The sequence below is a fragment of the Rhodococcus sp. P14 genome (assembly GCF_000256505.1).
Taxonomy (GTDB): Bacteria; Actinomycetota; Actinomycetes; order Mycobacteriales; family Mycobacteriaceae; genus Rhodococcus; species Rhodococcus ruber.
In genome coordinates, this window is record NZ_AJFC01000302.1 from 1 (window position 1) to 26,404 (window position 26,404).

Annotated in this window: 28 protein-coding genes and 2 pseudogenes; 22 read left to right on the top strand and 8 right to left on the bottom strand. The window is 65.4% G+C overall.

Annotation, left to right across the window (positions count from 1 at the left end):
* Positions 1–184: 184 nt before the first annotated feature.
* The 12 genes and pseudogenes from OEY_RS31470 to OEY_RS31030 all read left to right on the top strand — a co-directional run.
* A pseudogene (locus OEY_RS31470) lies at positions 185–274 on the top strand (general stress protein); the annotation flags it as partial.
* A 3-nt stretch (positions 275–277) separates the two neighbouring features.
* Entirely contained in the window at positions 278–2,158 is a 1,881-nt protein-coding gene (gene dnaK / locus OEY_RS0121135; protein WP_006930781.1) for a molecular chaperone DnaK, read from the top strand.
* Positions 2,159–2,166: 8 nt separating this feature from the next.
* Entirely contained in the window at positions 2,167–2,691 is a 525-nt protein-coding gene (locus OEY_RS0121140; protein WP_006930780.1) for a nucleotide exchange factor GrpE, read from the top strand.
* Between the two features lie 5 nt (positions 2,692–2,696).
* Positions 2,697–3,617, top strand: a complete 921-nt coding sequence (locus OEY_RS0121145; RefSeq protein ID WP_006930779.1) for a DnaJ C-terminal domain-containing protein — start codon at positions 2,697–2,699, stop codon at positions 3,615–3,617.
* Positions 3,614–3,943: a chaperone modulator CbpM gene (locus tag OEY_RS29890; RefSeq protein WP_006930777.1), complete on the top strand. Its 330-nt coding sequence runs from the start codon at positions 3,614–3,616 to the stop codon at positions 3,941–3,943. The genes OEY_RS0121145 and OEY_RS29890 overlap by 4 nt, the downstream gene beginning before the upstream one ends.
* Positions 3,925–6,555 (top strand): ATP-dependent chaperone ClpB, encoded by a 2,631-nt coding sequence (gene clpB / locus OEY_RS0121150; RefSeq protein ID WP_006930774.1) that lies wholly within the window; start codon positions 3,925–3,927, stop codon positions 6,553–6,555. The genes OEY_RS29890 and clpB overlap by 19 nt, the downstream gene beginning before the upstream one ends.
* 14 nt (positions 6,556–6,569) lie before the next feature.
* On the top strand, positions 6,570–7,022 hold the full coding sequence (gene trxA, locus OEY_RS0121155) for a thioredoxin (RefSeq protein ID WP_029540149.1): 453 nt from the start codon (positions 6,570–6,572) through the stop codon (positions 7,020–7,022).
* Entirely contained in the window at positions 7,019–7,285 is a 267-nt protein-coding gene (locus tag OEY_RS29895; RefSeq protein WP_010595770.1) for a UBP-type zinc finger domain-containing protein, read from the top strand. Before trxA ends, OEY_RS29895 begins: the two co-directional genes overlap by 4 nt.
* Positions 7,263–8,978 (top strand): annotated as a pseudogene (locus tag OEY_RS28805) (FAD-dependent oxidoreductase). Before OEY_RS29895 ends, OEY_RS28805 begins: the two are co-directional and overlap by 23 nt.
* Before the next feature lie 13 nt (positions 8,979–8,991).
* Positions 8,992–9,432, top strand: coding sequence for a DUF1931 family protein (locus OEY_RS0121165; RefSeq protein WP_010595771.1), 441 nt, complete (start codon positions 8,992–8,994; stop codon positions 9,430–9,432).
* Positions 9,433–9,768: 336 nt separating this feature from the next.
* Positions 9,769–10,062 carry an IS3 family transposase gene (locus OEY_RS31025; RefSeq protein WP_006930764.1) on the top strand — a complete coding sequence of 98 codons (294 nt, stop codon included), beginning with the start codon at positions 9,769–9,771 and terminating at the stop codon, positions 10,060–10,062.
* On the top strand, positions 10,059–11,216 hold the full coding sequence (locus OEY_RS31030) for a hypothetical protein (protein ID WP_010595772.1): 1,158 nt from the start codon (positions 10,059–10,061) through the stop codon (positions 11,214–11,216). The genes OEY_RS31025 and OEY_RS31030 overlap by 4 nt, the downstream gene beginning before the upstream one ends.
* A 242-nt stretch (positions 11,217–11,458) precedes the next feature.
* Here the strand turns inward: OEY_RS31030 and OEY_RS0121180 are convergent, their stop codons facing one another.
* Positions 11,459–12,496, bottom strand: a complete 1,038-nt coding sequence (locus OEY_RS0121180) for an HNH endonuclease (protein ID WP_010595773.1) — start codon at positions 12,494–12,496, stop codon at positions 11,459–11,461.
* A gap of 614 nt (positions 12,497–13,110) precedes the next feature.
* On the opposite strand from OEY_RS0121180, the gene OEY_RS31035 reads away from it, so the two are divergent.
* The 3 genes from OEY_RS31035 (at position 13,111) to OEY_RS0121195 (ending at position 16,895) form a co-directional block, all read left to right on the top strand.
* Positions 13,111–14,148 (top strand): excalibur calcium-binding domain-containing protein, encoded by a 1,038-nt coding sequence (locus OEY_RS31035; protein WP_202800289.1) that lies wholly within the window; start codon positions 13,111–13,113, stop codon positions 14,146–14,148.
* Positions 14,149–14,595: 447 nt separating this feature from the next.
* Positions 14,596–15,474 (top strand): alpha/beta fold hydrolase, encoded by an 879-nt coding sequence (locus tag OEY_RS0121190; RefSeq protein WP_006939500.1) that lies wholly within the window; start codon positions 14,596–14,598, stop codon positions 15,472–15,474.
* 320 nt (positions 15,475–15,794) lie between these two features.
* Positions 15,795–16,895 carry a protein kinase domain-containing protein gene (locus OEY_RS0121195; RefSeq protein WP_010595775.1) on the top strand — a complete coding sequence of 367 codons (1,101 nt, stop codon included), beginning with the start codon at positions 15,795–15,797 and terminating at the stop codon, positions 16,893–16,895.
* A gap of 31 nt (positions 16,896–16,926) precedes the next feature.
* Here the strand turns inward: OEY_RS0121195 and OEY_RS0121200 are convergent, their stop codons facing one another.
* The 3 genes from OEY_RS0121200 to OEY_RS0121210 form a co-directional block, all read right to left on the bottom strand.
* Entirely contained in the window at positions 16,927–17,406 is a 480-nt protein-coding gene (locus OEY_RS0121200) for a hypothetical protein (RefSeq protein WP_010595776.1), read from the bottom strand.
* Positions 17,407–17,503: 97 nt separating this feature from the next.
* Positions 17,504–18,127, bottom strand: coding sequence for a DUF3558 domain-containing protein (locus tag OEY_RS0121205; protein WP_010595777.1), 624 nt, complete (start codon positions 18,125–18,127; stop codon positions 17,504–17,506).
* On the bottom strand, positions 18,124–18,456 hold the full coding sequence (locus OEY_RS0121210) for a hypothetical protein (protein ID WP_010595778.1): 333 nt from the start codon (positions 18,454–18,456) through the stop codon (positions 18,124–18,126). The genes OEY_RS0121205 and OEY_RS0121210 overlap by 4 nt, the downstream gene beginning before the upstream one ends.
* A 242-nt stretch (positions 18,457–18,698) precedes the next feature.
* Between OEY_RS0121210 and OEY_RS31505 the strand changes: the two genes are divergently transcribed.
* The 5 genes from OEY_RS31505 to OEY_RS0121230 all read left to right on the top strand — a co-directional run bounded on the left by OEY_RS31505 (position 18,699) and on the right by OEY_RS0121230 (position 22,244).
* Positions 18,699–18,995, top strand: coding sequence for a type VII secretion target (locus tag OEY_RS31505; RefSeq protein WP_082061378.1), 297 nt, complete (start codon positions 18,699–18,701; stop codon positions 18,993–18,995).
* Positions 18,992–20,371: a WXG100 family type VII secretion target gene (locus tag OEY_RS0121215; protein WP_230831794.1), complete on the top strand. Its 1,380-nt coding sequence runs from the start codon at positions 18,992–18,994 to the stop codon at positions 20,369–20,371. Before OEY_RS31505 ends, OEY_RS0121215 begins: the two co-directional genes overlap by 4 nt.
* A complete protein-coding gene (locus tag OEY_RS0121220; protein ID WP_010595780.1) occupies positions 20,368–20,679 on the top strand; it encodes a hypothetical protein in 312 nt (103 codons plus the stop codon). Before OEY_RS0121215 ends, OEY_RS0121220 begins: the two co-directional genes overlap by 4 nt.
* The gene (locus OEY_RS0121225; protein ID WP_010595781.1) at positions 20,679–20,963 is read left to right on the top strand and encodes a hypothetical protein; all 285 of its coding nucleotides are present in this window, start codon (positions 20,679–20,681) and stop codon (positions 20,961–20,963) included. The genes OEY_RS0121220 and OEY_RS0121225 overlap by 1 nt, the downstream gene beginning before the upstream one ends.
* Positions 20,964–21,029: 66 nt before the next feature.
* Positions 21,030–22,244, top strand: a complete 1,215-nt coding sequence (locus OEY_RS0121230) for a GNAT family N-acetyltransferase (RefSeq protein ID WP_010595782.1) — start codon at positions 21,030–21,032, stop codon at positions 22,242–22,244.
* An 88-nt stretch (positions 22,245–22,332) separates the two neighbouring features.
* On the opposite strand, the gene OEY_RS0121235 is transcribed toward OEY_RS0121230, so the two are convergent.
* The 4 genes from OEY_RS0121235 to OEY_RS0121250 form a co-directional block, all read right to left on the bottom strand.
* Positions 22,333–23,013: a DedA family protein gene (locus tag OEY_RS0121235; protein WP_010595783.1), complete on the bottom strand. Its 681-nt coding sequence runs from the start codon at positions 23,011–23,013 to the stop codon at positions 22,333–22,335.
* 47 nt (positions 23,014–23,060) lie between these two features.
* Positions 23,061–24,209 (bottom strand): serine hydrolase domain-containing protein, encoded by a 1,149-nt coding sequence (locus OEY_RS0121240; RefSeq protein ID WP_010595784.1) that lies wholly within the window; start codon positions 24,207–24,209, stop codon positions 23,061–23,063.
* A gap of 105 nt (positions 24,210–24,314) precedes the next feature.
* Positions 24,315–24,500: a hypothetical protein gene (locus OEY_RS30590; RefSeq protein WP_124258589.1), complete on the bottom strand. Its 186-nt coding sequence runs from the start codon at positions 24,498–24,500 to the stop codon at positions 24,315–24,317.
* Complete coding sequence (locus OEY_RS0121250) at positions 24,490–24,942, bottom strand: DUF5994 family protein (RefSeq protein WP_010595785.1); 453 nt, start codon at positions 24,940–24,942, stop codon at positions 24,490–24,492. The genes OEY_RS30590 and OEY_RS0121250 overlap by 11 nt, the downstream gene beginning before the upstream one ends.
* A gap of 190 nt (positions 24,943–25,132) precedes the next feature.
* On the opposite strand from OEY_RS0121250, the gene ppk2 reads away from it, so the two are divergent.
* Together ppk2 and OEY_RS30915 are read left to right on the top strand one after the other, a co-directional pair.
* Positions 25,133–26,080 carry a polyphosphate kinase 2 gene (gene ppk2, locus OEY_RS0121255; protein ID WP_010595786.1) on the top strand — a complete coding sequence of 316 codons (948 nt, stop codon included), beginning with the start codon at positions 25,133–25,135 and terminating at the stop codon, positions 26,078–26,080.
* A 135-nt stretch (positions 26,081–26,215) separates the two neighbouring features.
* Entirely contained in the window at positions 26,216–26,386 is a 171-nt protein-coding gene (locus OEY_RS30915) for a hypothetical protein (protein WP_017680406.1), read from the top strand.
* Positions 26,387–26,404: the final 18 nt, after the last annotated feature.

Consider the following 26,404-nt stretch of genomic DNA (forward strand, 5'->3'; position numbering starts at 1 on the left):
CCAATACTTGAACCCGCCGCGTCGATTCCCCCATTCCATGACGGTAGGCACCGTTCTGGGCGATACTGAGAAGTGCCCCGGACCGAGTAGAGGCCAGGTACATGCAGGACTCACGCAATCCTGACGCGACAATTCTCACTGCGGCCGAACCGCATCGGATGACACTGGGAACCATGTCCCTACACAACCACGGCACTCCGAAGTCCTCGCCGACGTCGAAGTCGCGGACCAAGCCGTCCGCCGACTCACCGGCCGGACCAATCGAAAGGAATGAATCATGGCAACTGCGGTAGGCATCGACTTGGGCACCACCAACTCGGTCATCGCAAGCTGGCAAGGCGGCGAACCGGTGGTGATCTCCAATGTCGAGGGTGCGCGGACGACGCCGTCGGTGGTGGCATTCACCGATAGCGGCGAGCGCCTGGTGGGTCAGCTGGCCCGACGACAGGCGATCCTGAACCCGAAGGGCACGATCTACTCGGCGAAACGCTTCATCGGACGTCATTTCGACGAGATCTCCGAGGAGGCCAAAGCGGTCAGCTTCGACGTCGTACCGGGCGACAACGGTGAGGCACGATTCGACGTGCGAGGTAAGAAGTACGCACCAGAGGAGATCAGTGCCCTGGTGCTGCGCAAACTCGTCGACGACGCCAGCAAGTTCCTTGGCGAGAAGGTCAAGGAAGCGGTCATCACCGTTCCGGCCTACTTCAACGACGCGCAGCGCAACGCCACCAAGGACGCCGGCCGGATCGCGGGCCTCAAGGTCCTGCGGATCATCAACGAGCCGACCGCGGCGGCATTGGCGTACGGCATGGACAAACAGACCCACGAGACCGTACTGGTCTTCGACCTCGGCGGCGGCACGTTCGATGTGAGCCTGCTCGATGTCGGCGAGGGAGTAGTCGAGGTTCGCTCGACGGCCGGCGACTCCCACCTCGGCGGAGACGATTTCGACCGGCGCCTGGTGGACTACCTCGCCGACGAGTTCCAGAGCGCGGAGAACATCGATCTGCGCAAGGATCCACAAGCGCTGCAACGACTCTTCGAGGCGGCAGAGAAGGCCAAGGTCGAGTTGTCCTCGGTAACTCAAGCCCAGGTCAACCTGCCCTTCGTCACCGCAGACGCGAACGGCCCCAAACACCTCACCACCACGATCATGCGATCGAAGTTCGAGGATCTGACGGCAGATCTGGTGGAACGCTGCCTCGGTCCGGTAAAGCAGGCAATGAGTGACGCCAAGATCACCGCCAACGACATCCACGAGGTGATCCTGGTCGGTGGTTCGACACGCATTCCGGCGGTACAGGCACTCGTTCGCCGGCTCACCGGCGGTAAGGATCCCCACATGGGCGTCAACCCGGACGAGGTCGTGGCGCTCGGTGCCGCGGTCCAGGCAGGCGTGCTCAAAGGTGAGGTCTCCGACGTACTGTTGCTCGACGTCACCCCACTGTCCCTCGGCGTCGAGACGCAGGGCGGGGTAATGACCAAGATCATCGAGCGCAACACGACGATCCCCGCCCGACGCAGCGAAGTGTTCTCCACAGCGGAAGACAATCAGTCCGCCGTGGACGTCGTAGTCCTGCAGGGCGAACGCGAACGCGCCGCCGACAACCGGGTGCTGGGCCGGTTCCGGCTGGAAGACATCCGACCTGCGCCACGCGGCGAGGCGCAGGTCGAAGTCACATTCGATATCGATGCCAACGGCATTCTCAACGTCACCGCCCGTGACAAAGACACCGGCAAGGAGCAGAGCATCACGATCAGCGAACAGGGCAACCTCGACCAGAGCGAGGTCGAGCGCATGCTCGCCGAGGCCGAACGGAACCGGCGTGAGGACGAGGAGCTGCGCAAGGCGGTCGACGCACGTAACGCCCTCGATTCGGTTGCCTACCAGGTGGAACGGCGACTTGCCGAACTGGGTGACAGTGCGCCACCGCACGAGAAAGCGCGTGCCGAGATGTTGATCGCCGACGCGAGGAAGGCTGTAGAAGACGGTGCTCCACCCTCGGAGGTAGAGCCACTGACCTCGGAGCTGCAGCAGTTGCTCTACGGGCTTGCAGCGGTTCAAAACGGCGGCGAGGGATACCAGACCGGCGGAAGAGACGCTGCGTCGTCGGATGACGACGACGTGATCGACGCCGAGTTCGATCGGAGCTGAGGCACCTGATGGACAGATCTGCTGATCATTCGACGACCGAGCAGGCTACCGACCATACTGACACGGACCAGACCGAGACGAGGCCTGATCACACCGATACCGAAGCCAAGCTGGCTCGACTCGAGGACCGCTGGCGCAGAGCACTCGCAGATCTGGACAACCTGCGCAAGCGGTATGCCAAAGATCTCGACCGTGAACGCGCCGCGGAGACAGCGAGGGTATCGGCGGCGTGGCTGCCTGTCCTGGACAACTTGGAGCTCGCGCTGGCCCATGCGGATAGCGATCCTCAGGCCGTCGTCGAGGGTGTGAAGGCAATCCGGGACCAAGCGGTGCAGATACTGTCACGGCTCGGCTTCGAGCGCCACGACGAGGTCGGTGTGCCGTTCACCCCGGAACTCCACGAAGTAGTCAGTGTGGTGACCCAACCCGACCTTCCCTCCGGAACCGTGATCGAGGTCTTGCGGCCAGGTTACGGAGAAAACGGACAGCAGTTGCGTCCCGCCACCGTGGTCGTCAGCCGACCTGAGGAGTGAGCGCCATGGCGCGTGACTACTACGAAGCGCTCGGGGTCCCGCGCAGCGCCGACACCGACGAAATCCAGCAGGCCTACCGCCGACTTGCCCGCAAATATCACCCCGACATCAACAAAGACCCCACTGCGGAAGACAAGTTCAAAGAGATCAATGAGGCCTACCAAGTGTTATCCGACCCAGACACCCGGAAACGCTACGACCGATTCGGGGACGACTTCCGTCGGGTACCCGAGGACTACGACGAACGGGTCCGGGCAAGCGCCGGCGGGTACGGCGGCGGAAGGTACAGCGGTGGGGGCCGGAGGGTGCACTTCGGACACGGCACAGACGGCGAGGGGGGCGTCGACTTCGAGGACCTCTTCGGACAGATGTTCGGCGGCGGTGGCGCGTACGGCCCGATTCCCGGCGCCGATCAGGAAGCGGAACTGGAACTGACCCTGGAAGAGGCGTACCGGGGCGGCAAACGCACTCTCCGTCTGGACGGACGACGATACGACGTCAACATTCCGGTCGGTGTCCTCGACGGCCAAAGAATCCGGCTGGCCGGGCAAGGGGGCCGAGGCAACGGCGGCGCACCGCCCGGGGATCTGTACCTCGTGGTCCGGATCAAACCGCATTCCCGGTTCCGCGTACAGGGCCGGGACATCTACGTCGACCTTCCCGTCTCCCCCTGGGAAGCAGCCCTCGGCGCGACGGTCGCCGTTCCCACTCCCGGCGGTGAGGCGAAAGTCAAAGTCGTACCGGGCTCGTCGACAGGTAGGAAGCTGCGCCTGCGCGGAGAAGGCATGCCCAACCCGCGAGGCTCCAACGGCAACCTCTACGCCGAAATCAAGGTGATGGTGCCATCGAAACCGACAGCACGTGAACGCGAGCTGTTCGAACAGTTGGCCGCCGAATCGAACTTCGACCCGAGGAAACAGCCATGAGCACCCCGACCCCGGGCACCCAGTACATATTGGTTCGCCGTACCGGAATGTCGCTGGATGTCTTCGCCGAACGTACCGGGCTGCACCCCGACCTGGCAAGAAAACTCGTGGCTCTCGGCCTGATCGACGCACGCCGCGACCCCGGCGGCGAAATATTGTTCGAACCGTCAGCAGTGGCCCACGCTGCCCGCATCCAACGGTTGCGGACGGGTCTAGGCCTGAACTACTCGGCAATCGGGCTCGTGCTCGATCTGCTGGATCGAATCGAGAAACTCGAAGCAGCGTCCCACGGAAGGAAGACACCCCCATGGACACCGGCAGTCTGACTGAAAGGTCACGAGAAGCCCTGCAGGAGGCCCAGAACATCGCGACCAGAATGGGCCACACCGAGGTCGACGGAGAGCACCTGCTGCTCGCGTTGGTCGATCAGCAGGAAGGGCTCGTACCGCGACTGCTCGAGCAGGCCGGTGCGAACGTCGACGCCCTACGCTCCGATCTGGAACAGGCACTCATGCGTAGGCCGAAGGTCAGCGGCCCCGGTGCGACGCCCGGTCAGGTGATGATCACCCAGCGCCTGGCCAAACTGCTCGACGCCGCCGAACGAGAGGCAAAGCGACTCAAGGATTCCTACGTGTCGGTGGAGCATCTCGTGATGGCCCTCTCCGAGGAGGGGTCGACCAGTGCGGCCGGACGGGTTCTCACCAGCCATGGGGTCACACGAGAGACCTTCCTCGCCGCCTTGACCACAGTGCGCGGCAACCAGCGCGTCACCTCGGCCACCCCGGAGGGGGCGTACGAGGCGCTCGAGAAGTACGGACGCGACCTCGTCTCCGAGGGCCGAGCAGGCAAACTCGATCCGGTCATCGGGCGAGACGCCGAAATCCGCAGGGTAACGCAGATCCTGAGCCGGAAAACGAAGAACAATCCGGTGCTGATCGGCGACCCCGGCGTCGGCAAGACCGCGATCGTCGAGGGACTCGCCCAGCGGATCGTCCGCGGCGACGTGCCCGAGGGCCTACGCGACAAAACGATCTTCTCGCTCGACATGGGTTCCCTGGTGGCCGGCGCGAAGTACCGCGGCGAGTTCGAGGAACGGCTGCAGGCGGTGCTGTCCGAGGTGAAAGCGGCCGAGGGGCGCATCCTGTTGTTCGTCGACGAGTTACACACCGTCGTCGGCGCAGGATCGGTCGGCGGCGAGGGATCTCTCGACGCCGGCAACATGCTCAAACCGATGCTCGCCCGCGGCGAACTGCACATGATCGGTGCCACCACTCTCGACGAGTATCGCAAGCACATCGAATCCGATGCAGCATTGGAGCGTCGATTCCAGACCGTTCTCGTCGACGAGCCCAGTGCCGAGGATGCAATCTCGATTCTGCGCGGACTTCGAGAACGCCTCGAGGTGTTTCACGGCGTGAAGATCCAGGACGGCGCACTGGTGGCCGCCGTGACCCTCTCGCACCGGTACATCACCGACCGTTTCCTTCCGGACAAGGCGATCGACCTGGTAGATGAAGCGTGCGCCCGGCTACGAACCGAAATCGACTCGATGCCCGCCGAACTCGACGAACTCACCCGGAAAGTGACCCGGCTGGAGATCGAAGAGGCCGCCCTGTCCAAGGAAACGGACGCCGCCAGCAAGACACGCCTCGAGGAGTTGCGTAAGGAACTGGCCGATCTGCGGGCCGAGACCGACGCCCGGCACGCTCAGTGGGAGGCAGAGCGCCAAGCGATCCGTCGGGTGCAGGAGCTACGGGGAGAGCTGGAACGATTGCGACACGAAGCCGAGGAGGCCGAACGCAATTACGACCTCAATCGGGCCGCCGAGCTGCGATACGGCGAGATCACCGAACTCGAACGCAAACTCAAGGCGGCGGAGGAGCAATTGGCCACCAGGCAAGGCCGCAATCCGTTGCTGCGCGAGGTGGTCACCGAAGACGAGATCGCAGAAATCGTGGCCGCATGGACGGGTATCCCGGTCGCTCGACTGCAGGAAGGCGAGCGGGAGAAACTGTTGAAGCTCGACGAGATCCTGCACGAGAGAGTCATCGGTCAGGACGAGGCGGTACAACTAGTCGCAGACGCGGTAATCAGAGCAAGGTCGGGTATCCGCGATCCGCGCCGGCCGATCGGTTCGTTCATCTTCCTGGGCCCGACAGGTGTGGGGAAGACCGAACTCGCAAAGACGCTGGCCAGTGCCCTCTTCGACAGCGAAGACAACATGGTGCGCCTGGATATGAGCGAGTACCAGGAACGGCACACGGTGAGCAGACTCATCGGTGCACCCCCCGGGTACGTCGGGTATGACGAGGGGGGTCAGCTCACTGAGGCGGTGCGTCGCAAGCCGTACTCCGTGGTGCTCTTCGACGAGATCGAGAAGGCCCATGCCGACGTCTTCAATACCCTTCTACAGGTGCTCGACGACGGCCGGATCACCGATTCTCAAGGCAGGCAGGTCGATTTCCGGAACACGGTGATCATCATGACCTCGAACATCGGATCCCAGCATCTCCTCGACGGAGTCACAGCGGACGGCGAGATCAAGCCGGACGCCCGGGCGCGGGTGCTGGCGGAACTGCGCGGGCACTTCCGTCCCGAGTTCCTCAACCGGATCGACGACATCGTGTTGTTCACCCCGCTCACGCTGCCCCAGATCGAACATATCGTCGAGCTACAACTCACCGATCTTCGGAACAGATTGTCAGAGAGACAGATACACTTGAATATCACACCGGAAGCACGCCGGCTCATCGCCGAACACGGTTTCGACCCGGTCTACGGTGCACGACCCCTGCGCAGGTATATCGCCCATGAGGTCGAAACCAGGATAGGTCGTGCGCTGTTGCGCGGCGAAATCGAACCGGGCGGCACCATCGATGTCACGGTCGATGACGGCGAACTGTCCGTCGCATATACGGAACCCGCCATCGCGGCCTGAGAAGGGGTGTCGTCATGGGATCCGACAAGGTGAAGTGCCCACACTGCGGCAAGGTCAACAGGGTACCGGCGGCCGGGAACGGGAGACCCCGCTGCGGAAATTGCCACGAGCCGCTGCCCTGGATCGCCTCGGCAGGGGATGGCGACTTCGCGGAGGTCGCCGAGAAATCCTCGGTGCCTGTACTCGTTGACCTCTGGGCGACGTGGTGCGCTCCGTGCCGAATGGTCAGCCCCGCGCTCGAGCAGCTCGCCACAGAACGCGCAGGTCAGATCAAGCTCGTCAAGGTTGACGTGGATGCTGCACCCCAGACGGCCGAACGTTTCACCGTCCGTGCCGTTCCGACGCTGCTGGTGATGGACCGAGGTGAGGTACTCGCTCGTCAGGCGGGCGCCGCTCCGGTACCGGTGTTGCGCACATGGCTCGATCAGGCGCTCTCGGAAAAAGCAGGCAAGGAGGCGAACTCATGACTTTTTCCCACGCGGACCCACATGTGATCGCGATCCGGGCCGTGGCGCCCCGCACTCCACAAGGTTGCGAGGAATGTCTTCGCCTCGGCACCCCGTGGGTACATCTGAGGCTGTGTCTGTCGTGCGGACACGTCGGTTGCTGCGACTCCTCGCCGGGCAAGCACGCGAGCGCACACGCTCACGCCCTTGGCCATCCGATCGTCCAGTCGATGGAACCCGGTGAAGATTGGCGTTGGTGTTATGTCGACCAGAATTTCGTCTGAGGACGCCCCACGCCTCGGCGACGGTCAGCTCGTCGACGACGAGACTCCGGATGCAGTCGGGGCATTCCCGCGGTTGACGGACGCCCAGGTAGCGACGCTCGAGACCGGAGGCACACGTCGATCGGTTCACGCCGGCGAGGTGCTGATTCGAGCGGGCACCCGCAGCAGCGACTTCTTCGTCGTCCTTTCCGGCAAGGTCGCGATCATCGACGAGGGCGCCGAGGACGGTGAGCGTCGGATATTGCGCCTGCACGGTCCGGGCCGATTCCTGGGCGAGCTCGGACTGCTGGATGGCCAGGTGGCGTTCTTCACCGCCGAGGCGATCGAGGACGGCGAGGTGCTCGTCGTCCCAGCCGAGCGGGTGCGCGAGCTCGTCGCCCACGACCTCGTGCTCAGCGATCTGATCCTGCGGGCCTACCTGGTGCGCCGGCACCTACTGATCGGGCTCGGTTCGGGGTTCCGAATCATCGGCTCCTGCTATTCCCCGGACACGTTGCGGCTTCGCGAGTTCGCGATGCGCAACCGGCTGCCCCACAAATGGATCGATCTGGAGCAAGACGAACGGGCGGAGCAACTGCTGCAAAGCCTGGGTGTCGCCCCAGAGGACACTCCCGTCGTGATCTGGCACGGCGAGAAGGTGCTGCGCAATCCGACGAACGCCGAACTCGCCCGCATCGTCGGGCTTCCGGTCCCGGACGCAGCGCACGACGTATGCGACCTCGTCGTCGTAGGTGCCGGACCGGCGGGTCTGGCCGCGTCCGTGTACGGCTCATCCGACGGGTTGAACACGGTGACACTGGAGTCGATCGCTGCAGGTGGGCAGGCTAGCACCTCCTCCCGGATCGAGAACTACCTGGGCTTTCCGGCGGGGATCTCCGGTGCCGAATTGGCGGAGCGGGCCGTGATTCAGGCCGGGAAGTTCGGTACCCGCCTTCTCGTGTCGGCGGAAGTGACCGGTTTGGGATCCGAGGGCGGGCACCATGTGCTCCAACTGGCGGACGGCGGCGAGATCCGCGCCCGGGCGGTCGTGCTCGCCACCGGGGCGTGATATCGCAAGTTGGAGGTTCCGGGAATCGAGGCACTGGAGGGGAGAAGCGTGTATTACGCCGCAACCAATCAGGAAGCGCGGCTGTGCGGCACCGACCCTGTAGCCATCGTCGGCGGCGGAAACTCCGCCGGCCAGGCCACCGTCTTCCTCGCAGACCAAGTTTCCCACGTTCACCTCCTCATCCGCGGCCACGACCTCGGAAAAAGTATGTCCCGGTATCTCGTCGACCAGATCGAACGCCATCCGCGCGTGACCGTGCACCGAAATGCCGAGATTCGTGAGGTCCACGGCGACAAGCACCTCGAAGAGATTGCAATCGAGGACAATCGCACGGGCGACAAGGCCAGGATCCGGGTGCACGCTCTGTTCGTCTTCATCGGGGCGATGCCGCATACCGGGTGGCTGACCGACGCGATCGCGCTCGACGATCACGGCTTCGTCCTCACGGGCGTGGACGCCGTCCCCGCCCGTGAGGACGGCAACCAGAGAATCGACGCCCCGCCGTCGAGAACACTCGAAACGAGCCGGGCCGGTCTGTTCGCAGCGGGTGACGTCCGCAGCGGCTCGGTAAAACGGGTCGCATCCGCTGTCGGTGAAGGAGCGATGGCGGTACGACAAATCCATGAATACTTCGAGAGGAGCTGACGACATGCCAGTGATGGGCACTGCAAAATTCCAGCGGTTCTTCCGGGTAGCGGCTGGACTGCACGTCGACCGGAACGATCTCAAACGCTATACAGATTTCATCGACGACAAGATCTACGACGTGATCCTCATCGGCAAGGCCTCGGCAAAGGCAAACCTGCGGGACGTGATCGAACCGTGGGACCTGCCGATCACCAAGGGGCTGCAGGAGAGCATCGACCGATTCGAGAAGCTGGACGAGGAGATCGAACTACAACCTCTGCTCGACCAACTGGCGGCCCAACCGCCCTTGGACGTAGCCCTCTCCGAGAGAACCGAGCAGAGATTGCCGCTGATTGCCGGCGGCTTGAGCGTGGCGCTGGCGCGCACTTTCGTCACTGTCCAGCCGGACCGCAAAAACCCCGGGACCGCCGAGTGGAACGTCACCCTCGACATCTTCCATCAACTCCTCTGAACCCAGCCAGCGACCGGGCACTGATGGCGGACAAACGTGCCAGACACATCGAGGACGATGTGATCTGGCCGAGATACAAAGGCGGAATGGACCGCTACTCACAAACAACATCTCGTAGATGAAGACGATCAACATCCACGTATCGGTCTTCCCGTTACCTTCTTCGTAGCCCTGCAACACAGGGCGACGGTCGCCAAGTTCGGTATGACTTCTTGCCCCTGTCACTCGAATGATCCGGGGGGGTGGTGTCGCCGAACTTGGTGGCATGGGACTGCTGTAGGAACAGGTGACATCTGAACTGTGGTGCCGTGAGGCACTGCTGGAAGGATGGACCCCGTGCCCAAGCCTTATCCGAAAGAGTTCCGCGACGATGTCGTCCGGGTGGCCCGAGGTCGCGAACCAGGTCAGCACCTGCGGCAGATCGCCGCGGACTTCGGCATCAGCGAATCCTGCTTGACGAACTGGCTCAGGAAGGCTGACGTCGAAGAGGGCATCAAGCCAGGGACGACGAACGAGGAGTCCAGAGAGAACCGCGAGCTGAGAAAACGGATCCGTTTGCTCGAGCAGGAGAACGAGGTGCTTCGGCGGGCCGCAGCCTATCTGTCGCAGGCGAATCTTCCGGGAAAATGATCTACCCGCTCGTCCGCGAGCTGGCCGCCGGCGGGATCCCCGTCGCGGTGACGTGCCGGGTCCTGGGGATCGCCCGCCAACCGTACTACCGGTGGCTCGTCCGTCCTGTCACCGATGCCGAACTCGAGGAGGCCTATCGGGCGAACGCCCTGTTCGACGCCCACCGCGAAGACCCGGAATTCGGCTACCGGTTCCTCGCCGACGAGGCCCGCGATGCGGGTGAGTCGATGTCGGACCGGACGGCCTGGCGGATCTGCTCCGAGAATCGGTGGTGGAGTGCGTTCGGCAAGAAACGTGGCTCGAAGAAGGGTTGTTCCGGGCCACCGGTGCACGACGATCTCGTCGGCCGCGTCTTCGCCTCGAACGAGCCGAATCGCTTGTGGCTCACCGATATCACCGAGCACAGAACCGATGAAGGCAAGCTCTACCTATTAATCGCAGTAGTCGCATCGACCGGTAGCCGGAAGAGCCGTGCGGTGTACCGGGCAGAAATCGGTTTGGGTGTGTCTGGTCGACGCATCCCGGCGAGCCGCTGCGGACCGCGTGGCCGCCACCTTGGGCGTGAGCGTGGGTTCTCCACCGTCCGCGGGCAGGTTGTCGGCATAGGCGCGGTAGCACTCGAGCCGGGCCCAGGCGGCGTGATGATCGAGGTCATCGGGAATGGGCTCACTGGCGGTCTCGAGGACGTAGCGGTAACCGTCGCCGACGGTGTGGTCCTGCTTGACGCAGAGTGCCGTGAGCGGGGGCTCGCCGCGACGTGCGCATTCGTCGACTACTACTCCGAGGACCTTTCCGATCCAATTGCGCATCTGTATTCGGGTGCGAATGCCGGCTTCTTCTTGGACTTGTTCGGCCAGATCCATGTAGGTGATGAATCCGTTGTATCGCCGCGCAGTGCGCTCGAGAATGCCCTGGGCGGCCACCGCCCACGCCGCCCGAGCGTCGGCGAATGCCACCCGCGAGCCGTCGCTGATTCGCCAAGTTCCGGGTGTGGTCATGCCGGTGCCCCCGTCATTCCCGTCATTCGCTTCCGAATCGGTTCCGGATGCCGCCGTGCTGGTGTCGACCGAGGTCTCGGCGGAATCGAGCTCGTTCTGCTGGGCTCCGTGCGGCCGGTTCACGCTCGTCTCGAAACCGATCTTGCCAAGCTGTGACAGGGCGTGATGGGTGTTGTAGCCGGAGCGCGGGCGACCACTCAAAATTCCCCATACCTGCTTGGGTGGGTACCTGACGCCTCCCACATCGACCCAGTGTTCCTGCACGCCTTCCGGTGCCATGCGGCGAATCGCGGCAATCGCAGTGGACAACTCCTCGGGCGGGGGCGCGTCTGTCATTCCGCTATTGGACCAAACGGATAACGGTGGGGACCGCAACCACGGTCCGTCTCGTGTCGTCCTCAACCCGTGTGAAGCTCGTAGTCCTGCACCTGCCGCCACAGCAGGGACCCGACGGGCAACGATCCGTACATGCCCTCAGCCGCCGAGGCTGTTCGCCGAAAAAGCACCGGCATCTTCGTGGCGGCAGCGACATCATCGAGATGGGCACGGTCCAGTGCCCGCCGAATATGCATCCGGACCGGCACGCTAGCGGACTTGTCAAGATTGCAGCGAGTGTCGGCTGCGACGAGATTCGCGACGCCGTCGATCGGGACGAGGGACCACGGCACGACGTGATCGATCTGCACATCGTCGCGCATGCGGGTCGCGCAGTAGAAGCACCTATCACCCTGTAGATCGCGGAGTGGATCGACGAGAGCTCGCAAGGCGACGCGGTCGGCACCGAACAGAAAGCCGTCGAGGTCCTCTGCGTCGAGCTCGGCACGGTTCAAGGCTATTACGTCCTGCGCCCACAGTGAGCGCACGAATGCCCGCAGCAACGTCGAGGTGCGTCGCAGACCCTCGGGGACGCCCGGACGTAGGACGATCATTGCGACCCGGTTGACGTCGGCGACCGTCATCTTCTTGCGGAACGCGGAAGCATCGAACAGGAAGTCGTCGCGTATGCGGGTATCTAGAACCGTCTGCAGGTGTGTGAGCGGGTATTGCGCGACGGTTTTCCGCAGCGAGCGCACCAAGGCCTGATAGGAGGGATGCGAAGCGGCGCGAGCTGCCTCTGCGGTGCGCAATCCCTCACGGATCAAGTCGTTCCGCGCCTCGGCAATTCGATCCGGCATCGAGCGGCCCCTCTTCACCTGAGCGAGTGGACCATGCTGCTGAAACGGCCGCACCTGCTGCCAGTAGTAGGCGACGATCCGGTGGGTGATCTCGTCGATCGGAACCGCGAGGCTGCCGTCGGGCGCGGGCGTGTTCTCGACGCAGATGTCCACCAAGGCCATGACTGTCGCAAGCTTGTAGGTGGATTCCCGTCGACCTGTTTCGAGCAACTGCACGACGCGGCCTGCGACGTCGAGCGGGTCCAGGCTCGCGGGGCTCATGGTCGGCACCCTATACGCCGTCGACCGACGACCGTGTCCTGACAGTCGAGGGACTCGAGGCGGACCCGCACGCACTGACGAGCCTGGCACGCGTCCGATTCCGGTTGCTCATCCACGTCTTTGCGAAGAACCTCCGACCCGGGAGCAGGCGATCAGGCGCCTTCCTTCGATATCGTCGCTGTCGGGACCGGCAGGCGGGAGACGGTGGGGGACAACTCGAGATCCGCGAATCCGTGGTCAACGATGACGGGATCCGCCACGAACTCTGCGAGCAGATCGGCGAGGGTTGTCGACAGACGGGGCAGGAGGAGAAGGCTTGCTTATCTGAAAGGTGCTCCTCGAACTGCTCCGACATGACCCTGGGCAAGCCATAACCTCGCAGTTCAGGGCGTCATTCTTTGTCTGCGACATCCTGCACTCACGAACCACCGTGAAAGCGCGAGGTTGGCGAAGCCCGTCCAGGGGGAGACGGCCCACGACCGTCTGCTGTACGTCTGCCGGTGCGTAATGGCCTATTCGTACCGAACGATTACCTCAATGAGTGAATCAGCGTGAATGCGCTTTCGCATCGATGATCTTGAAGTAGGACCGGCGAGGGCATTATGGCCGAGAGCATGACGCCATCAGAGGCGAAAGCCATCGCTGAGCGCTACCTGAGGTCTCTCGGGTTCGTCCCGACTGCCGGCGGTGGATCGAGCCGCATGAATATTCGGGCACCGGGGTTGGTTGCGAAGGTAACTGTTCGTGCCGCCCCCGTCAGCCGATCCGAACTGACGAGCTTCTACATGGATCGCGATATAGGTACGGCCGAGACGCGAGCGTACTTTGCGATCAACGGCTACGGACCAACGGCTGTCGACTATGCAAGAACGCATCGGATCCAATTGTTCGAGATCGATCGTGCCGGTCGCGTCACTGAGCGCAACAAGGTAGGACTCTGCGCGCCCGATACGGTGGCGCCTCCGTCGTGGCCTTCGCAGAAGAAGGCCGAGTCTCGTCATGAGCGGCCTACCGATCCCCGAGACCAGACGATGAAGGTCTGGGAGAGGCATGAAGCGGAGCAAGCTAGGAGACTGCTACTTGCGGTCGCCAAGTCTGTCGGTGCCGCGACTTTTGCCCGCTTGTCGAAGTTGGCCGAGGCGGTGCCAGAGCGGAGGACGCGGAAGACCCCAGCGAATCAACGTGCAAACAGGGGGCTCGTGGCGGTCGGTGTGGTGATGTTCATTGTTGTCGGAGGAAGCGTGTTGGCCGGCGTGAACAGCTCGAACTCCGACCGCCCGGTAGAACCGCCGCAAGTGTCATCCACGACGACTACTCGTGAACTCTCCTCGGCGGCCACGACACAGCAGACTTCGCCAGAGGCAATTCGCACACCGTCGGAGATCGTGTCATCGAGCTCTGTACCGACGACCACCGTGTTCAGACCGCCGCCTCCCGAGTACATGCCGTCGGAGACCACGACGTACGTGCCCGCCCCACCGGTGAACACGCCCGAGTACACCCCACCACCGCCGGCGCCTGAATCGTTCGCCTATTACAAGAATTGCGACGCTGCCCGCGATGCCGGCGTTGCACCGCTCTTGCGCGGTCAGGCGGGCTATAGACTTGAACTCGATCGGGACGACGACGGCGTAGCTTGTGAATGGAATTGATCGTCCCAGGAACAACGCGAGCGCTGAGTGCGGCCGACCACCAAATTCGGCAGTCACCGCGCGTGCCGCATCCTGAACATCCGCTTCACGATTCTCATGTCACGCTCGGGGCGTCGACCGCGAACAGGGCCAGGGGCGGCCGGAACCGTTCCACCGTCACCGCGTGAGGCTGGCTCGAGGTCGGCGCGCTCGCGTTCGGCGATCCAGTCGTCGATTCCGCCGAGGAGCGCCCGACGGGTGGGGAACCAGCTCGAGGAGATCACCTGACCGCGGAGAGGGAGATCAGCTGTCCGCATCAGGGAGATCAGCTGTCCGCCCACAGGGACGCCCTCCTGTCCCTTCGCCCTTGCCTCGAGTCCGCGCTCCCGGGTAGCCGCCGGCATGGACACACCCTTTCCGAGAGGTCCACTATGAACGTGGTATCTCCACCGTGCGAAGGGGGTCGCCGTGCCCACGCCCGCCTCGGTCTGGTCGCCGCCGCTGCCCGAGGCGTCCGGCTTCGACCATCTCGTCGTGGAGACGCCCGGACTGCATACTCACGTCGCCGCCATCGGCGAAGGTGAGCCGGTCGTGCTGTTGCACGGATTTCCCGAGCACTGGTGGCAATGGCACGCCATAGCTCCGGTCATCGCGGCCTGCGGCTACCGGGTCATCTGCCCCGACTTGCGCGGGGCCGGCTGGACCGTGGCGGACGATCCGCGTGTCGAGCGCGAAACCAGGCTCCGCGACCTGCTCGCCCTCTTCGACGTCCTCCACATCGAGCGCACCCACCTCGTCGCCCACGACATGGGCGTCCTGACCGCAGTGCAGCTGACCTACGACCACCCCGAGCGGGTTCGCACGGCAGTGCAACTCGCCGTGCCCCCGGCCTTCATGACGTTCAGCCCGAAGGTCCTGCCAGGCTTCCGGCACCTGCCCTCGTTGGTCTGGCACCGCCCGGGCGCCTCACTGCGCGGAACCTTCTCCGCGGCGTACGTTGCCCGCCCGATGTCGGAGGCAACCGTCGAAGCGCATCTCGCCCCGATGCGCCGCCCCGACATCGACGGCGCGGTGCGTCCGCTTCTGCGTGGCATGGTGCTGCCCGAAGCCGTGCGCATGGCGCGGGGGGTCTACCGACGTCGGAGGCTCACGGTGCCGACCCTCGTCGTGTTCGGCCGCCAAGACCGCCCGTGGAACGAACAGCTGGGGCGCATCTGCCGCAATCCGGGGCGGTACGCCGATCGCATCGAGTTCGCCTACGTCGACGACGCAGCGCATTTCATCACCGACGATGCCCCAGCCGCGGTCGCCGACCTCGCGATTGACTGGTTCGAACGAGCAGCATGACGTAGGGCTCACTACTCGGTCTTTCGCTCACCGCTCCGAGCACTCTTGCGTGTCTCACTGGGCGGAGCGCAGCGGCCTCGGGGGCGTGGTCGCTGGGCATCGCCGTTTCGAACCTCCGGGGAGGCAGCGCCGGTCTGGACAGGACACGCCGGGTGGTTGTCGAGTGACTCGAGGCAGACCTCCACGCGCTGACGAGCCTGGTGCGCGCTCGATCCGGTTGCTCATCCACATCTCGGCGAAGCTCCTCGGACGCGGGGACAAGACGATGGGGCGCCTTCCTTCGATATCGTCGCTGTCGGGACCGACGGGCGGGAGGCGGGGTGGGACGACTCGAGGTCGGCGGATCCGTGGTCAACGATGACGGGATTCGCTACGAGCTCTGCGAGCGGATCGGCGAGGGCGGATTCGGTGAGACCTACCTGGCCTACCGCCTCGCGCGGAACTCGGGTCGTCGGGTCCGGAGAGTGTGCGTCAAAGTGTGTCACAACATCGACGATTGGCACGGGGAGGCGTTCTTCGGTCGATTGCTCCACGGCAACGACCGGGCCGTCGCGCTACACGACTCGTTCGTCGTTGCCGCCGGTCGTGGCGGGCGACGGCGCCTGCACCTGCTCGTGTTCGAATACATGCCGGATGGAACCGTCGCCGACCTCGTCGAGGCGAACGGTCGCGGGTGGAGTCCGTCGCGCGTGCGCACGGAGGTCGGTGCCCTACTGAAATTGCTTGCGACGATGCACAACGTCGGCATCACGCACCGCGACATCACACCCCAGAACGTCTTCCTCCGGGGTGGACGGCTCGTCCTCGGCGACTTCGGTATTTCCCGGATGACACTCGATCCCCGCAAGGCGAAGGTGACCGCTTTCACGCCCGACTTCGTTCCGGACGCGGTGTGGGTCCACCACAACTGGGGTCCCGGCGACGACGTGTTCCAACTGGGACTCCTCGCGTGCACCCTGCTGAGTGGCGAGATCTGGACGGCACGTGACGTGAAGCAACTGCGAACTCTGACGGCGCCGGACGATCTGAAGTGCTGGATCTGGCACGCGACGGCCGCCAAGGCGAAGAAGTATGTCGACGCACTCGACGCACGTGAGGCATTGACGACGCTGGCGAAAGTCAACATGCGGTCGGGACGGGGCCCCGCGTCATTGGAGGGCCATCGGGTGGTCTTCACCGGCAAGCTCCAGCGATGGACCCGGAACGAGGCCGCGGAGCTCGTCCGGCGCGCCGGCGGACACGTGCAGGATGCCGTCGGCGACTCGACCACGCTGCTCGTGCGAGGGGACGTCCGCAATGGGCTGAACGAGTCCGAGGGACGCAAGCTGTACGCGGTGCGGGAGCGCCTGCGGCTCGGGCAGAGGATCTCGATCATCGGGCAGACGGGCCTCGAGCGTCTGCTCGGACAGCGGCACGGCTGACCGGAACGAGCCACGGGGATCACGCCAGGGGCTACGTGCCGGTCGGAAGCGTGTCGGGGAACTCGTACTCGCATCCCAGTTCGTCGAGCGGGGGCGCGTCCGGGCTGTCGCGGAACCACGAAACACATGCGTCGGCAGCCAAGGTGACGTCGCGGGTGAAGAGGTAGCCAGCGCTGCAGTCGTCGAAGTGACCGTCGAAGAACCACCGGTCGAGCTCGAGTCCGTCCACAGCGTGAGTGTCCAGCCGCAGCCGGCCGAGGACGGTCCGGGAGCGGCGCACCATCAGCACACCGTCTGCCAGCACGTGTACCTGCGCGCACACCACCGGATCCTCGTCCTCGTCCTCGTCCTCGTCCTCGTCCTCGTCCTCGTCGTGGTCGAGTGGAGCGACGTAGCCGCTCGGTCCCAGATCGATGACGAGACCCGTCGGCTTGTCGGTGAACGAGTCGACGAGCCAGTCGATCATTCCGTCCCAGGTGTTGATCTCCGGGAGGTCCGTGCTGTCGTTCACTGGCCGCCTCCTCTGTGGTTTCCTCCAGTGTGATCAACCGTAGCGCGGGATGCCGACACAAAAGCGGTGCTCTCTGCGTGAATCCTGCGGATGTCGTTCAGCGCGATGCCGATTCGAAGTCGTCGAGAACCGCGACGATCCGACCGACGGTGTCCTCCAGGCCGACGCACCACTGTGATTCGGGTAGGGGAGCGCTGCTGTCGCGGAAGTGGATTCGGCCGAATATGAGCACCCCATATGACGTTTCGACGCTCATGCCGCATCGGTACGGCAGGGACGTATTGGTCTTCAACAGTGCTCTCCGGCCGGCGAGTTCCGTGAGCACCATGTCATCACCGTTGCCGGTGGCCTTCTGCCGCTCCTCCTCGAAGTCGAAGTTGGCGGACAGTACGGACAGACCATAGTTGGCCAGGATTCCGGGGATGTGCACGATGCCGTCGTAGGAGCAGCCGAGCATCGTGAAATGCGTGGCGGCGAAGTCCGCATTGTCCTCGGTTCTCGGGTCGTAGCCGGCGGCGGTGAGCACTTCGTCGGGAATGTCGAGGCAGGGGTCGAAGGCGACGAGCGGTCGATCGGATTCGTCGACCAGGCGCGGCACGCGTGTCGTGGTGGTCACGGGGGTCGGCGGCTCGCTCGTAGTGATGGCGGAGTGTGAAGGCACCGCGCAGCCGGCGAGCACCCCGACAGCGAGCAGGCCACCGGCGGTGCGGCGGCCGGTCACTGCTCGTCCAAACTTGCGCCGTGCACACGCTGCACCCAGTCGTACTCGGCGGCAAGGAAACCCTCGCCACCGGCGGCGAACAGGTCCCGCATGTCCTTGAGCACCACATAGAACTGTTCGAGCCGTTCGTAGAGCGATTCGGGTGTGCCCTGGGCCTTGCGCACGAATCCGGCGCGGAGAGCCTCGGCCGACGCGAAGCCACCGAAGCTGGGCCCATCGGACAGATTGCCAGCCTTCTCAGCCGCGTCTTTCAGCGTTCCGAGCATGGTGTCGCAGATCGCGACGATCTCGTCGATCGTCTGCGGATCCAGACGAAGTTCCCCGGCCATGAAATCCCCCCATGATGTCCATCGGCCCGGGTACTGTAGCGCGCCGACGGCATGGGAACGCCACCGCTCGAACGCGAGGCACTGGCGACTGATGGGCGGGACGACCGGGAGTCTGCCGACTCGGTGAGCGTTGCCGCGGAAGTCGTCAGGTTTTCGGCATCGGGTCATCCGACAGTCGTAAGTAGGGGCGGTCCTTCTGTGTAAGGTGCATCGGGCAGGTTGGGGACAGAGGGGGCAACTGCATGGGGGAGAGCGTTTTCGTCGTGCCGGAAGAACTCCGGTTGCTTGCAGCAAGGACTGCGGACGCCGTTGCCGCACTGGAGAAATGCACCGACAGGTCGGAAGTCGGGGATCTGCTTTCCGGATCGTGTACCGCGATTGCATGTGAAGAGGTGTGGACAGCCGTGGTCGCATCGATGTCCCAGTTGGCCGCTCGTCTGCGCGGCGTGGCGGTGAGGGCTGATGCTGCTGCGGATTCGTATTCGGAGGTGGATCGTGCGTCGGCCGACGCGTTGCGCGACCTGCGGGGCAGAGTGTGAGTCCGGCGACGAGAGAGCACGCCCAACGCTGGGACACCGCTTCGCTGGTCGTGATCGCAGCTGAATGGGAAGATCTTGGTGACGAGATCGACCGGCGTAAGCGCGACATGGAGCGCGACTTCGACGACTCGTACCGGTTTTGGCGAGGAGCAGCCGGAGATCACGAACGCAGCTGGATTCAGCGGTTCGTCGACGCGGCGAATCGCGCAGCAGGGGCTCTCGAACGCTGTGCCGATGTTGCTCGCCGCGGAGCCTCGAGCATCGAGGCTGCGCGTTCATACGTAGTGCATGCCGTCGCATCGGCGGAATGTGAGGGGCTTCGGGTTGCGAACGATGGGCGCGTCGTGGCGGTCGATATGGCCGGAGCATCCACAGAAGTCGCGAGCCGACACGAGACGGAAATTGCCCGCGCGTTGACCGTATTGGGCGACGAAGACGCTCGGGTTGCGTCGGCGATGCGCAGAGCGCTCGAGTCGCTCTCCGCGATGCAATCGGACGAGGTTCGATTTCCCACGGACGTGGTTCTCGCCGGACCCACGCCTGCCCCGGGGGGAGACTCCGGCGATGAGCGGCGGGCGGATGCCGCTGGTGCGTTCGAGCGAGTCACGGGTCGGCTCCCGCTCGATCCGGTGGACTGGGAGACGGCGTACATCCTTGTGGCGAACAGCTATGCCGAGAAGTACGCGGGAGTGGGGCCGGAGGTCGTCGCGGGTCGGATCGAACCCGTGCCGGGTCAGGGCGTAGTCCGGATCGGGCTCTACATCCCGTCCGAAACGGTGGTGAACCTGCCGCAGGATCTGGGTGACCATCGGTCCGAGGATCCCCGATTCGACGTCGAGGACACACGAGTCGCGATCTACGTCGACTACGAGAACGGCATGGTGATCGCCCGTCAGAATCCTTCGGTGTCGGTCGACGGTGACGTACGGGTCGGTGTGCCGACCGTAGACGTCCAGCAGGCGGCCGACGGTGCCGTTCGGATCCAGTACCACGCGAGAAACCCTCTCGCTCCGGATGTGTCGACGCCAACGCATACGGTCAACGGCGACATCGTGGTATCGCCGCGGGCGGAAGGAATTGCTGTCGACGGTGTGATCACGGATTACCCGGCGCTCGAGGTCTATCGGGATACGCCCATGGGCGGTACGGAAACTGTCACGATCGACCCTGCCGACAGCGGCAGCGAATACGGTCCGCTCATCAACCTTCCGTTCCATCATTCGATCGGGGTCGGAACGGAAGCGTTCGAACGTTTCAGGTCTGCGTACGCTCAGTTGCCGCCTTACGAGGCGGGGACACGTCCCGATGCGGATCCGCACCAGCCCACCCGGCTCGGTGGTACGGAGGATGCGCTTCGTGTGGTGGTCGTCCGATGATTCGGCCGGTCCTCCCGCCTGGGCTTTCGCAACGGCTCGATCGGATCGGCTTCTGGGAGGCCGCCACGTGGTCCCTGCCGTTTGCCGCAGCCGGCGGAGCGTCGATGTTCGTCGGGATTGTCGCCGCGATCGGCATGATCGACTATCGGGCGAACCCGCCGGAAGGGTGGATTCTCGTTGTCGTCGCCGCGGTCATGGCTGCCATCGCTGCTGTGCTGGCGCGCTCACGCGTCGAACGTCGCCGCGGCATTGCGCTCGGAGTCGGTGGGGCTGCGGTAGTTCTCTGTGTCGTGTGGTCGTTGTCGTGATGAGCCGTGAGTCGTGGTGGGCCGATCGCATCGACTGGTTCGGCCCGGAGAGCTTCGCCGGGGCGCTGTGCGGACTGGTGTGCGTGGCGTCGGTCCCTCTCGGCATTGCCGGCGGCGACGCAGCGTGGCCGTACCTCGGTCCCCTCGTCGGTGGGGGAGTGCTGACGGCGTTCCGCGGGCCGGTCCGTCGATTCGGCACAGGGTTGGCCATCTCCAGCGTCGCGGTCCCGTCGCTGCTGGTCGGTGTTCTGTTGTTCGGTGGGGTGGCGGCGGCACTTCGATGAACGACAGCCCAGGGCGGAGGGCACGTCCGGGCGGTCCCGTCGCCGCGATCCCCGTATGCTGCGGTAATGCCGGAGATCCGGGTCCTCGAGACCGAATCAGAGCTGCTGTCGGCGGCGAAACTGTTCCGTACCGCGATGATCGGGATGCCCGCCCCGAACCCGCTCCAGCCGGGGCAGATCCTGACCCAGCGTGAGCAGGGCCGCACGCTCGGCGCGTTCGTCGACGGGCAGTTGGTGGGCACCGTGGAGTCGGCGTCGAGCGGGATGATCCTGCCGGGCGGGCGCCGCGTCCCGCATGCCGCCGTCACGCACGTCGGGGTGCTGCCCACGCACACGCGTCGGGGCGTGCTGTCGGCGTTGATGCGGCACCAGCTGAGTGACGCCCAGGAGCGGGGTGAGGTGGTGACGTCGCTGCGGGCCTCCGAGGCGACGATCTACGGCCGTTTCGGGTACGGCATCGCGACCACGACGCACACCGTCGAACTGGACGTGCGGCGGGCGGCGTTGCGCCCGTCGGTGGGGGAGGGCGGGCCGGTGCGGCTCGTCGACCCGCACGACGCGTGGGACCTGCTCTCGCGCATCGCCGACGACAATCCGTCGTCGCGGCCCGGGAGCATCGACCGCATCCCGCCTTGGTGGCGGTCGCAGGAGCACCGGATCGTCGGGGACCGCGAACCCCGGTACGTCGCGGTGCACGGCGAGCCGGGAGCGGAGACGGGCTTCGCCCGCTACCGCCCGATCGGCACCGACACCTGGTTCGGCAGCCGGGAGCGCACGGTCGTCGTCGAGGACTTCTTCGCGCCGACCCGCACGGCCTACCTCGGTCTGCTGCGGTTCCTGCTCAACTTGGATCTGGTCGACACGTTCGTGTTCGTCGCGATGCCGCAGGACGACCCGTTGCCGTGGTTGCTGACGGACTCCCGGGCGGTGCAGCTGCGCCGCGCCGGCGACGAGACGTGGCTGCGGATCGTGGACGTGCCCGCCGCGTTGCGGGAGCGGACGTTCGCCGGCCCCGGTGAGGTGCGGTTGGCGGTGGTCGACGACCGGCTGCCGGAGAACTCCGGCACCTACCGGATCTCGGCGTCGGGCGCGGACCGCGTGGACGAGCCGGCGCAGCTGGAGGTGGACGCGTCCGCGCTCGCCGCGACGCTGCTCGGCGGGACCCGCTGGCATCAGCTCGAGGTCGCCGGGCTCGTGCAGGTGCACGACGCGGACGCGCTGCCGGTGGTCGAGCAGTTGTTCGCGACGGCCTCGGCGCCGTTCGCGGGCGTCATGTTCTGAATCCGAGCCTGCGCCCGTTTCTGCGTGCTTGCACCCGTTTCGTCGCGCCGGAACGGATGCAAGCCGACAGGAACGGGTGCAAGGTCGGCTAGTTCGCGTCGGTCTGCGCGCGGCGCTTGCGCACCCGCTTGACCACGGCGTACCCGGCGAAGAGCACGACGCCACCGATCACGACGTTCTGGAACACCGACGCGTACGGCTCGACGCGGGACCAGTTCGCGCCCAGGCCGTAGCCGGCGAAGACGAAGATGCTGTTCCAGATGAGGCTGCCCGCGGTCGTGAAGAGGACGAATCGCCACGCGGGCATGCGGGTGACGCCCGCGGGGATGGAGATCAGGCTGCGGAACAGCGGGACCATGCGGCCGAAGAACACGGCCTTGCCGCCGTGTCGTTCGAACCAGGCGGTGGTGCGGTCGAGGTCTGCGACGTCGACGAGGGGGAGCCGGTCGACGATCCGCCGGATCCGGTCTGGACCGATGCCGCGTCCGGCCGCGTAGAGCCCGAGGGCGCCGACGAGCGAGCCGAGGGTGGTCCAGAACAGGGCACCGAAGAGGGTGAAGCTGCCGAGGCTCGCGGCGAAGCCGGCGAGCGGCAGGATGACCTCGCTCGGCAGCGGCGGGAAGAAGTTCTCCAGCGCGATCGCGATGCCCGCTCCGACGCCGCCGAGCCGGTCCATGAGGGACAGCGCCCAGCCGGCGAGGCCGTCGGTGGGGGCGCCGGCGTCGGCGGGTATGGCGGCGAGGAGTGCGGCAGTCACCTGATCCACCATAACGACCGATCACGCCGGATCCGGCCAACGTGAGGGCCGCCACGGCCTCAGGAGCCGGCGAGCACAGCCTGCAGTTTCTGCACCACGGTGGGTGCCGGGTTCTGGTTCTGGGCGTTCGGGATGTCGCTGTTGACCGCGACGAGGATGATGTCGCGGGTGTCCTGGTTGTAGCCGAAGTAGGTGTTGAAGCCGGGCAGTTCGCCGGTGTGGCTGAGCCAGCCGTCGGCGTCGCCGAGTCCGAGCCCGTACGCCGCGGTCGCGGTGTTCGGCGGCAGCCCGTACAGGAACGACGACATCCGCACGTCCTGGGTCTGCTGGTCGTAGAGTCCCTCGCCGGTGCCGATGGCCTTCGCCCAGATCTCCAGGTCGTCGAGGGTGGAGATCATCGCTCCGGCGGCCCACGCCCACGACGGATCCCAGTTGGTGGCGTCGGTGGTCTGCCCCTCCGGCTGTCCCTGTTCGGTGACGCCGTCGAGGTGGGGGGAGGGGATGTCGGTGCCGTCGGGGAACGACGTCTCGCTCATGCCGATGGGCTCGGTGATCCGCTCGGTGATGTAGTCGCCCAGGCTCTGCCCGCTGACCTGCTCGACGACCAGGCCGAGGGCGATGAGGTTCGAGTTCGAGTACTCCCACTTCTCCCCGGGCGCGAAGTTCGGCGGGTCGCCGCGCACGATGTCGAGCAGCTGCTCGGGAGTCCAGGGCTTGGTGGGGTCGCCGAACAGCTGGTTCTGGAAGTTCTCGTCGAAGGTGTAGCTGGGGATGCCGCTGGTCATGTCGGCGAGCTGGCGCAGGGTGGCGGTGTCGCCGTTGGGCAGGCCCGGCACGTACTTGCCGATGGGATCGTCGAGGGAGAGTTTGCCGTCCTGCATCAGCTGGAGGATCGCGGTGACGGTGAACGTCTTGGTGATGCTGCCGATGCGCGTGTGGTCGGAGGCGGTCGGGGGCTCGGTCGAGTCCCGGCCGGCGGTCCCGGAGCTGCCGGTCCACTCGTAGTCGGCGGTGATCACCCGCGCGACGACGCCGGGGAACTTGAAGTCGTCGCGCACGTCGTCGAGCGCGGCCTGGAACTGCTCGGCCTGGGCCGAGTCGGGCGCGCGGGTGGTCGTCGTCGCGGAGTCCTCGGTGCCGCTGTCGGAGCCGCAGGCGGCGGCCGCCAGAACGAAGGTGGTCATCGCAAGGATCGACAGCCGGCGCATGGCGTCTCCAGAGTTCGGGGGATTTCTCCGGATTTCAGTGTGACGTCTGCGCCGGGGTCCTGCGCCGGATTCGATCATGTTCCCCCCGCAGCGGGGATATGCCGGTCAGTTCGGAGCCGAGAAGAGCCCGGAGTAGTCGTGCGGTCCGTGCCGGCGGGGATCCGTCTCGGCCTCGGTGGGAGTGTCCGCGTCGGCGGGGGTGCCGGGCTGAAGGAAGATCGGGTACTCGTGGTGCTGCATGGTGTCCTGTTCTGTGGTGGTAATCGTCGGGGGAAGCGGGTCAGTGTTCATCGGGCACACCGGCGACGGTCCGCATGATCTCGTAGGCGCGGTCGGGGTCGGTGTGGGGCGCGACGATCGTCAGCGCGAGCCGGGTGCCGTGTTCGCCGAACAGGTACATCAGAGTCGACGGCTGGCCGGGGATCGGACCGGTGATCTCGATGCCGTCGACGTCGTCGATGCGCCGCTGGGCGGAGCTGACCGCATTCCATTCGAACGCGATCCGCACGACGGGCCCGAGCCTCGGGGCGAGTGCCGAGACCAGGTCGTGCAGCTCCGAGGTGATGTTCTGGGTCCAGGGGAACCAGGCGCCGTCGACGGACGACGTGGGTGCCCCGGCAGGACGCAGCAGCAGCCGCGGGGTGCGGGTGGGTTCGGGGAACGGTTGCGTTCCCGGCTGCGCCGGCACACCCCGGTCGGTGCCGCGCTGTCCGGGCCGCGGTGTGTGCGTCACGGGACGCTCCTTGGTCGGCCGCGAATCAGCCGGAAGATGTTCCAATCGGGGCCCACCGGGCGGGAAGCCCGATGCGAAATGCCCATCGATGACTCGAAGCCTACAGGGTGGGGTGGAAACGGGCGAATGCGCCGCGGGTCGCACCGGCGTTCGGACCGCGACGGGCCGGTGGCGGCGGTAATCTCACGGAGTGGACGAGTTGAACGAGAAGGGCGAACCGTTCGAACTCGCGTCGGACGGTCAGATCGACGTCACCCCGGAGATCGACGAGATCGGCGAGCTGCTGCGGAAGTCCGGCCGCAAGAATCGGATCGCCGACGTCGACGAACCGTGGCGGAACGGCTATCCGTACGACACGAAGATGACGCGGCGGCAGTACGAGGCCCGCAAACGCAAGCTGCAGATCGAACTGCTCAAGCTGCAGGCCTGGGTCAAGGAGCACAACGAGAAGATCGTCGTCATCTTCGAAGGGCGCGACGCGGCCGGCAAGGGCGGGGCGATCAAGCGGTTCACCGAACATCTCAATCCCCGCGGTGCGCGGGTGATGGCGCTCGAGAAGCCGACCGAGCGGGAACGCACGCAGTGGTATTTCCAGCGCTACGTCGAGCACCTGCCGGCGGGCGGGGAGATCGTGCTGATGGACCGGTCCTGGTACAACCGGGCCGGTGTCGAACGGGTGATGGGCTACTGCACCCCCAACGAGTACCGCGAATTCACGCGCTCCGCACCGGAATTCGAGCGGATGCTGGTGCAGTCCGGGATCCACCTGGTCAAGTTCTGGTTCTCGGTGGGCCGCGAGGAGCAGCACGCGCGGTTCGTCGCGCGCAGCACGGACCCCGTCAAGCAGTGGAAGCTCTCGCCGACGGACCTCGCGAGCCTCGACAAGTGGGACGCGTACACGGAGGCGAAGGAGGCGATGCTGTTCTACACCGACACCCCGCACGCCCCGTGGACCATCGTCAAGGCGAACGACAAGAAGCGTTCGCGGATCGAGGCGATGAAGTGGGTGCTGCATCGCTTCGACTACACCGGCAAGAATCCGCGCGTGGTCGGCACCCCGGATGCCCAGATCATCGGCTCACCCGAGACGGTCTACGACGAGGGGGAGCGCCCCTCGGAGACCTTCCCGACGGTGTGATGTGCGCCCGGTGCGCGGTTTCGGGGCGCGGGCGACCGGGTAATGCGGGAGGGCTGCACCGACCGAGGTCGGCCGACATCGAAAGGACGTCACACCGTGGGAAGTCCGGAACAGCGCGATGACCGAGAAGAGCCCGTGGAGGCCACCGACCGTCCCGCCCCGGTCACCGGGGAGGACCTGGAGAACCTGGTGGACGACATGGAGAAACGGGTCGAGAGCGAACGCGAGGAGGAGGGCGTCGAGGGCAGCGTTTCGGACCGCGAGGAGCAGCGTCCGATCGAGACCGGCGACGAGGCGCCGGACTGACCGGCCCCTCTCGTGACG

What these genes read in the sequence shown, in the direction of transcription:
- dnaK (WP_006930781.1), top strand. Translation starts at nt 278, where the DNA reads ATGGCAACTGCGGTAGGCATCGACTTGGGCACCACCAACTCGGTCATC.
- clpB (WP_006930774.1), top strand. Translation starts at nt 3,925, where the DNA reads ATGGACACCGGCAGTCTGACTGAAAGGTCACGAGAAGCCCTGCAGGAG.
- OEY_RS0121225 (WP_010595781.1), top strand. Translation starts at nt 20,679, where the DNA reads ATGAGCCGTGAGTCGTGGTGGGCCGATCGCATCGACTGGTTCGGCCCG.
- OEY_RS31035 (WP_202800289.1), top strand. Translation starts at nt 13,111, where the DNA reads ATGACGCCATCAGAGGCGAAAGCCATCGCTGAGCGCTACCTGAGGTCT.
- OEY_RS30590 (WP_124258589.1), bottom strand. Translation starts at nt 24,500, where the DNA reads ATGAACACTGACCCGCTTCCCCCGACGATTACCACCACAGAACAGGAC.
- OEY_RS0121210 (WP_010595778.1), bottom strand. Translation starts at nt 18,456, where the DNA reads ATGGCCGGGGAACTTCGTCTGGATCCGCAGACGATCGACGAGATCGTC.
- OEY_RS0121145 (WP_006930779.1), top strand. Translation starts at nt 2,697, where the DNA reads ATGGCGCGTGACTACTACGAAGCGCTCGGGGTCCCGCGCAGCGCCGAC.
- OEY_RS29890 (WP_006930777.1), top strand. Translation starts at nt 3,614, where the DNA reads ATGAGCACCCCGACCCCGGGCACCCAGTACATATTGGTTCGCCGTACC.
- OEY_RS31030 (WP_010595772.1), top strand. Translation starts at nt 10,059, where the DNA reads ATGATCTACCCGCTCGTCCGCGAGCTGGCCGCCGGCGGGATCCCCGTC.
- OEY_RS0121165 (WP_010595771.1), top strand. Translation starts at nt 8,992, where the DNA reads ATGGGCACTGCAAAATTCCAGCGGTTCTTCCGGGTAGCGGCTGGACTG.
- OEY_RS29895 (WP_010595770.1), top strand. Translation starts at nt 7,019, where the DNA reads ATGACTTTTTCCCACGCGGACCCACATGTGATCGCGATCCGGGCCGTG.
- OEY_RS0121235 (WP_010595783.1), bottom strand. Translation starts at nt 23,013, where the DNA reads ATGGTGGATCAGGTGACTGCCGCACTCCTCGCCGCCATACCCGCCGAC.
- OEY_RS0121180 (WP_010595773.1), bottom strand. Translation starts at nt 12,496, where the DNA reads ATGAGCCCCGCGAGCCTGGACCCGCTCGACGTCGCAGGCCGCGTCGTG.
- OEY_RS0121230 (WP_010595782.1), top strand. Translation starts at nt 21,030, where the DNA reads ATGCCGGAGATCCGGGTCCTCGAGACCGAATCAGAGCTGCTGTCGGCG.
- trxA (WP_029540149.1), top strand. Translation starts at nt 6,570, where the DNA reads ATGGGATCCGACAAGGTGAAGTGCCCACACTGCGGCAAGGTCAACAGG.
- OEY_RS31505 (WP_082061378.1), top strand. Translation starts at nt 18,699, where the DNA reads ATGGGGGAGAGCGTTTTCGTCGTGCCGGAAGAACTCCGGTTGCTTGCA.
- OEY_RS0121140 (WP_006930780.1), top strand. Translation starts at nt 2,167, where the DNA reads ATGGACAGATCTGCTGATCATTCGACGACCGAGCAGGCTACCGACCAT.
- OEY_RS0121220 (WP_010595780.1), top strand. Translation starts at nt 20,368, where the DNA reads ATGATTCGGCCGGTCCTCCCGCCTGGGCTTTCGCAACGGCTCGATCGG.
- OEY_RS0121240 (WP_010595784.1), bottom strand. Translation starts at nt 24,209, where the DNA reads ATGCGCCGGCTGTCGATCCTTGCGATGACCACCTTCGTTCTGGCGGCC.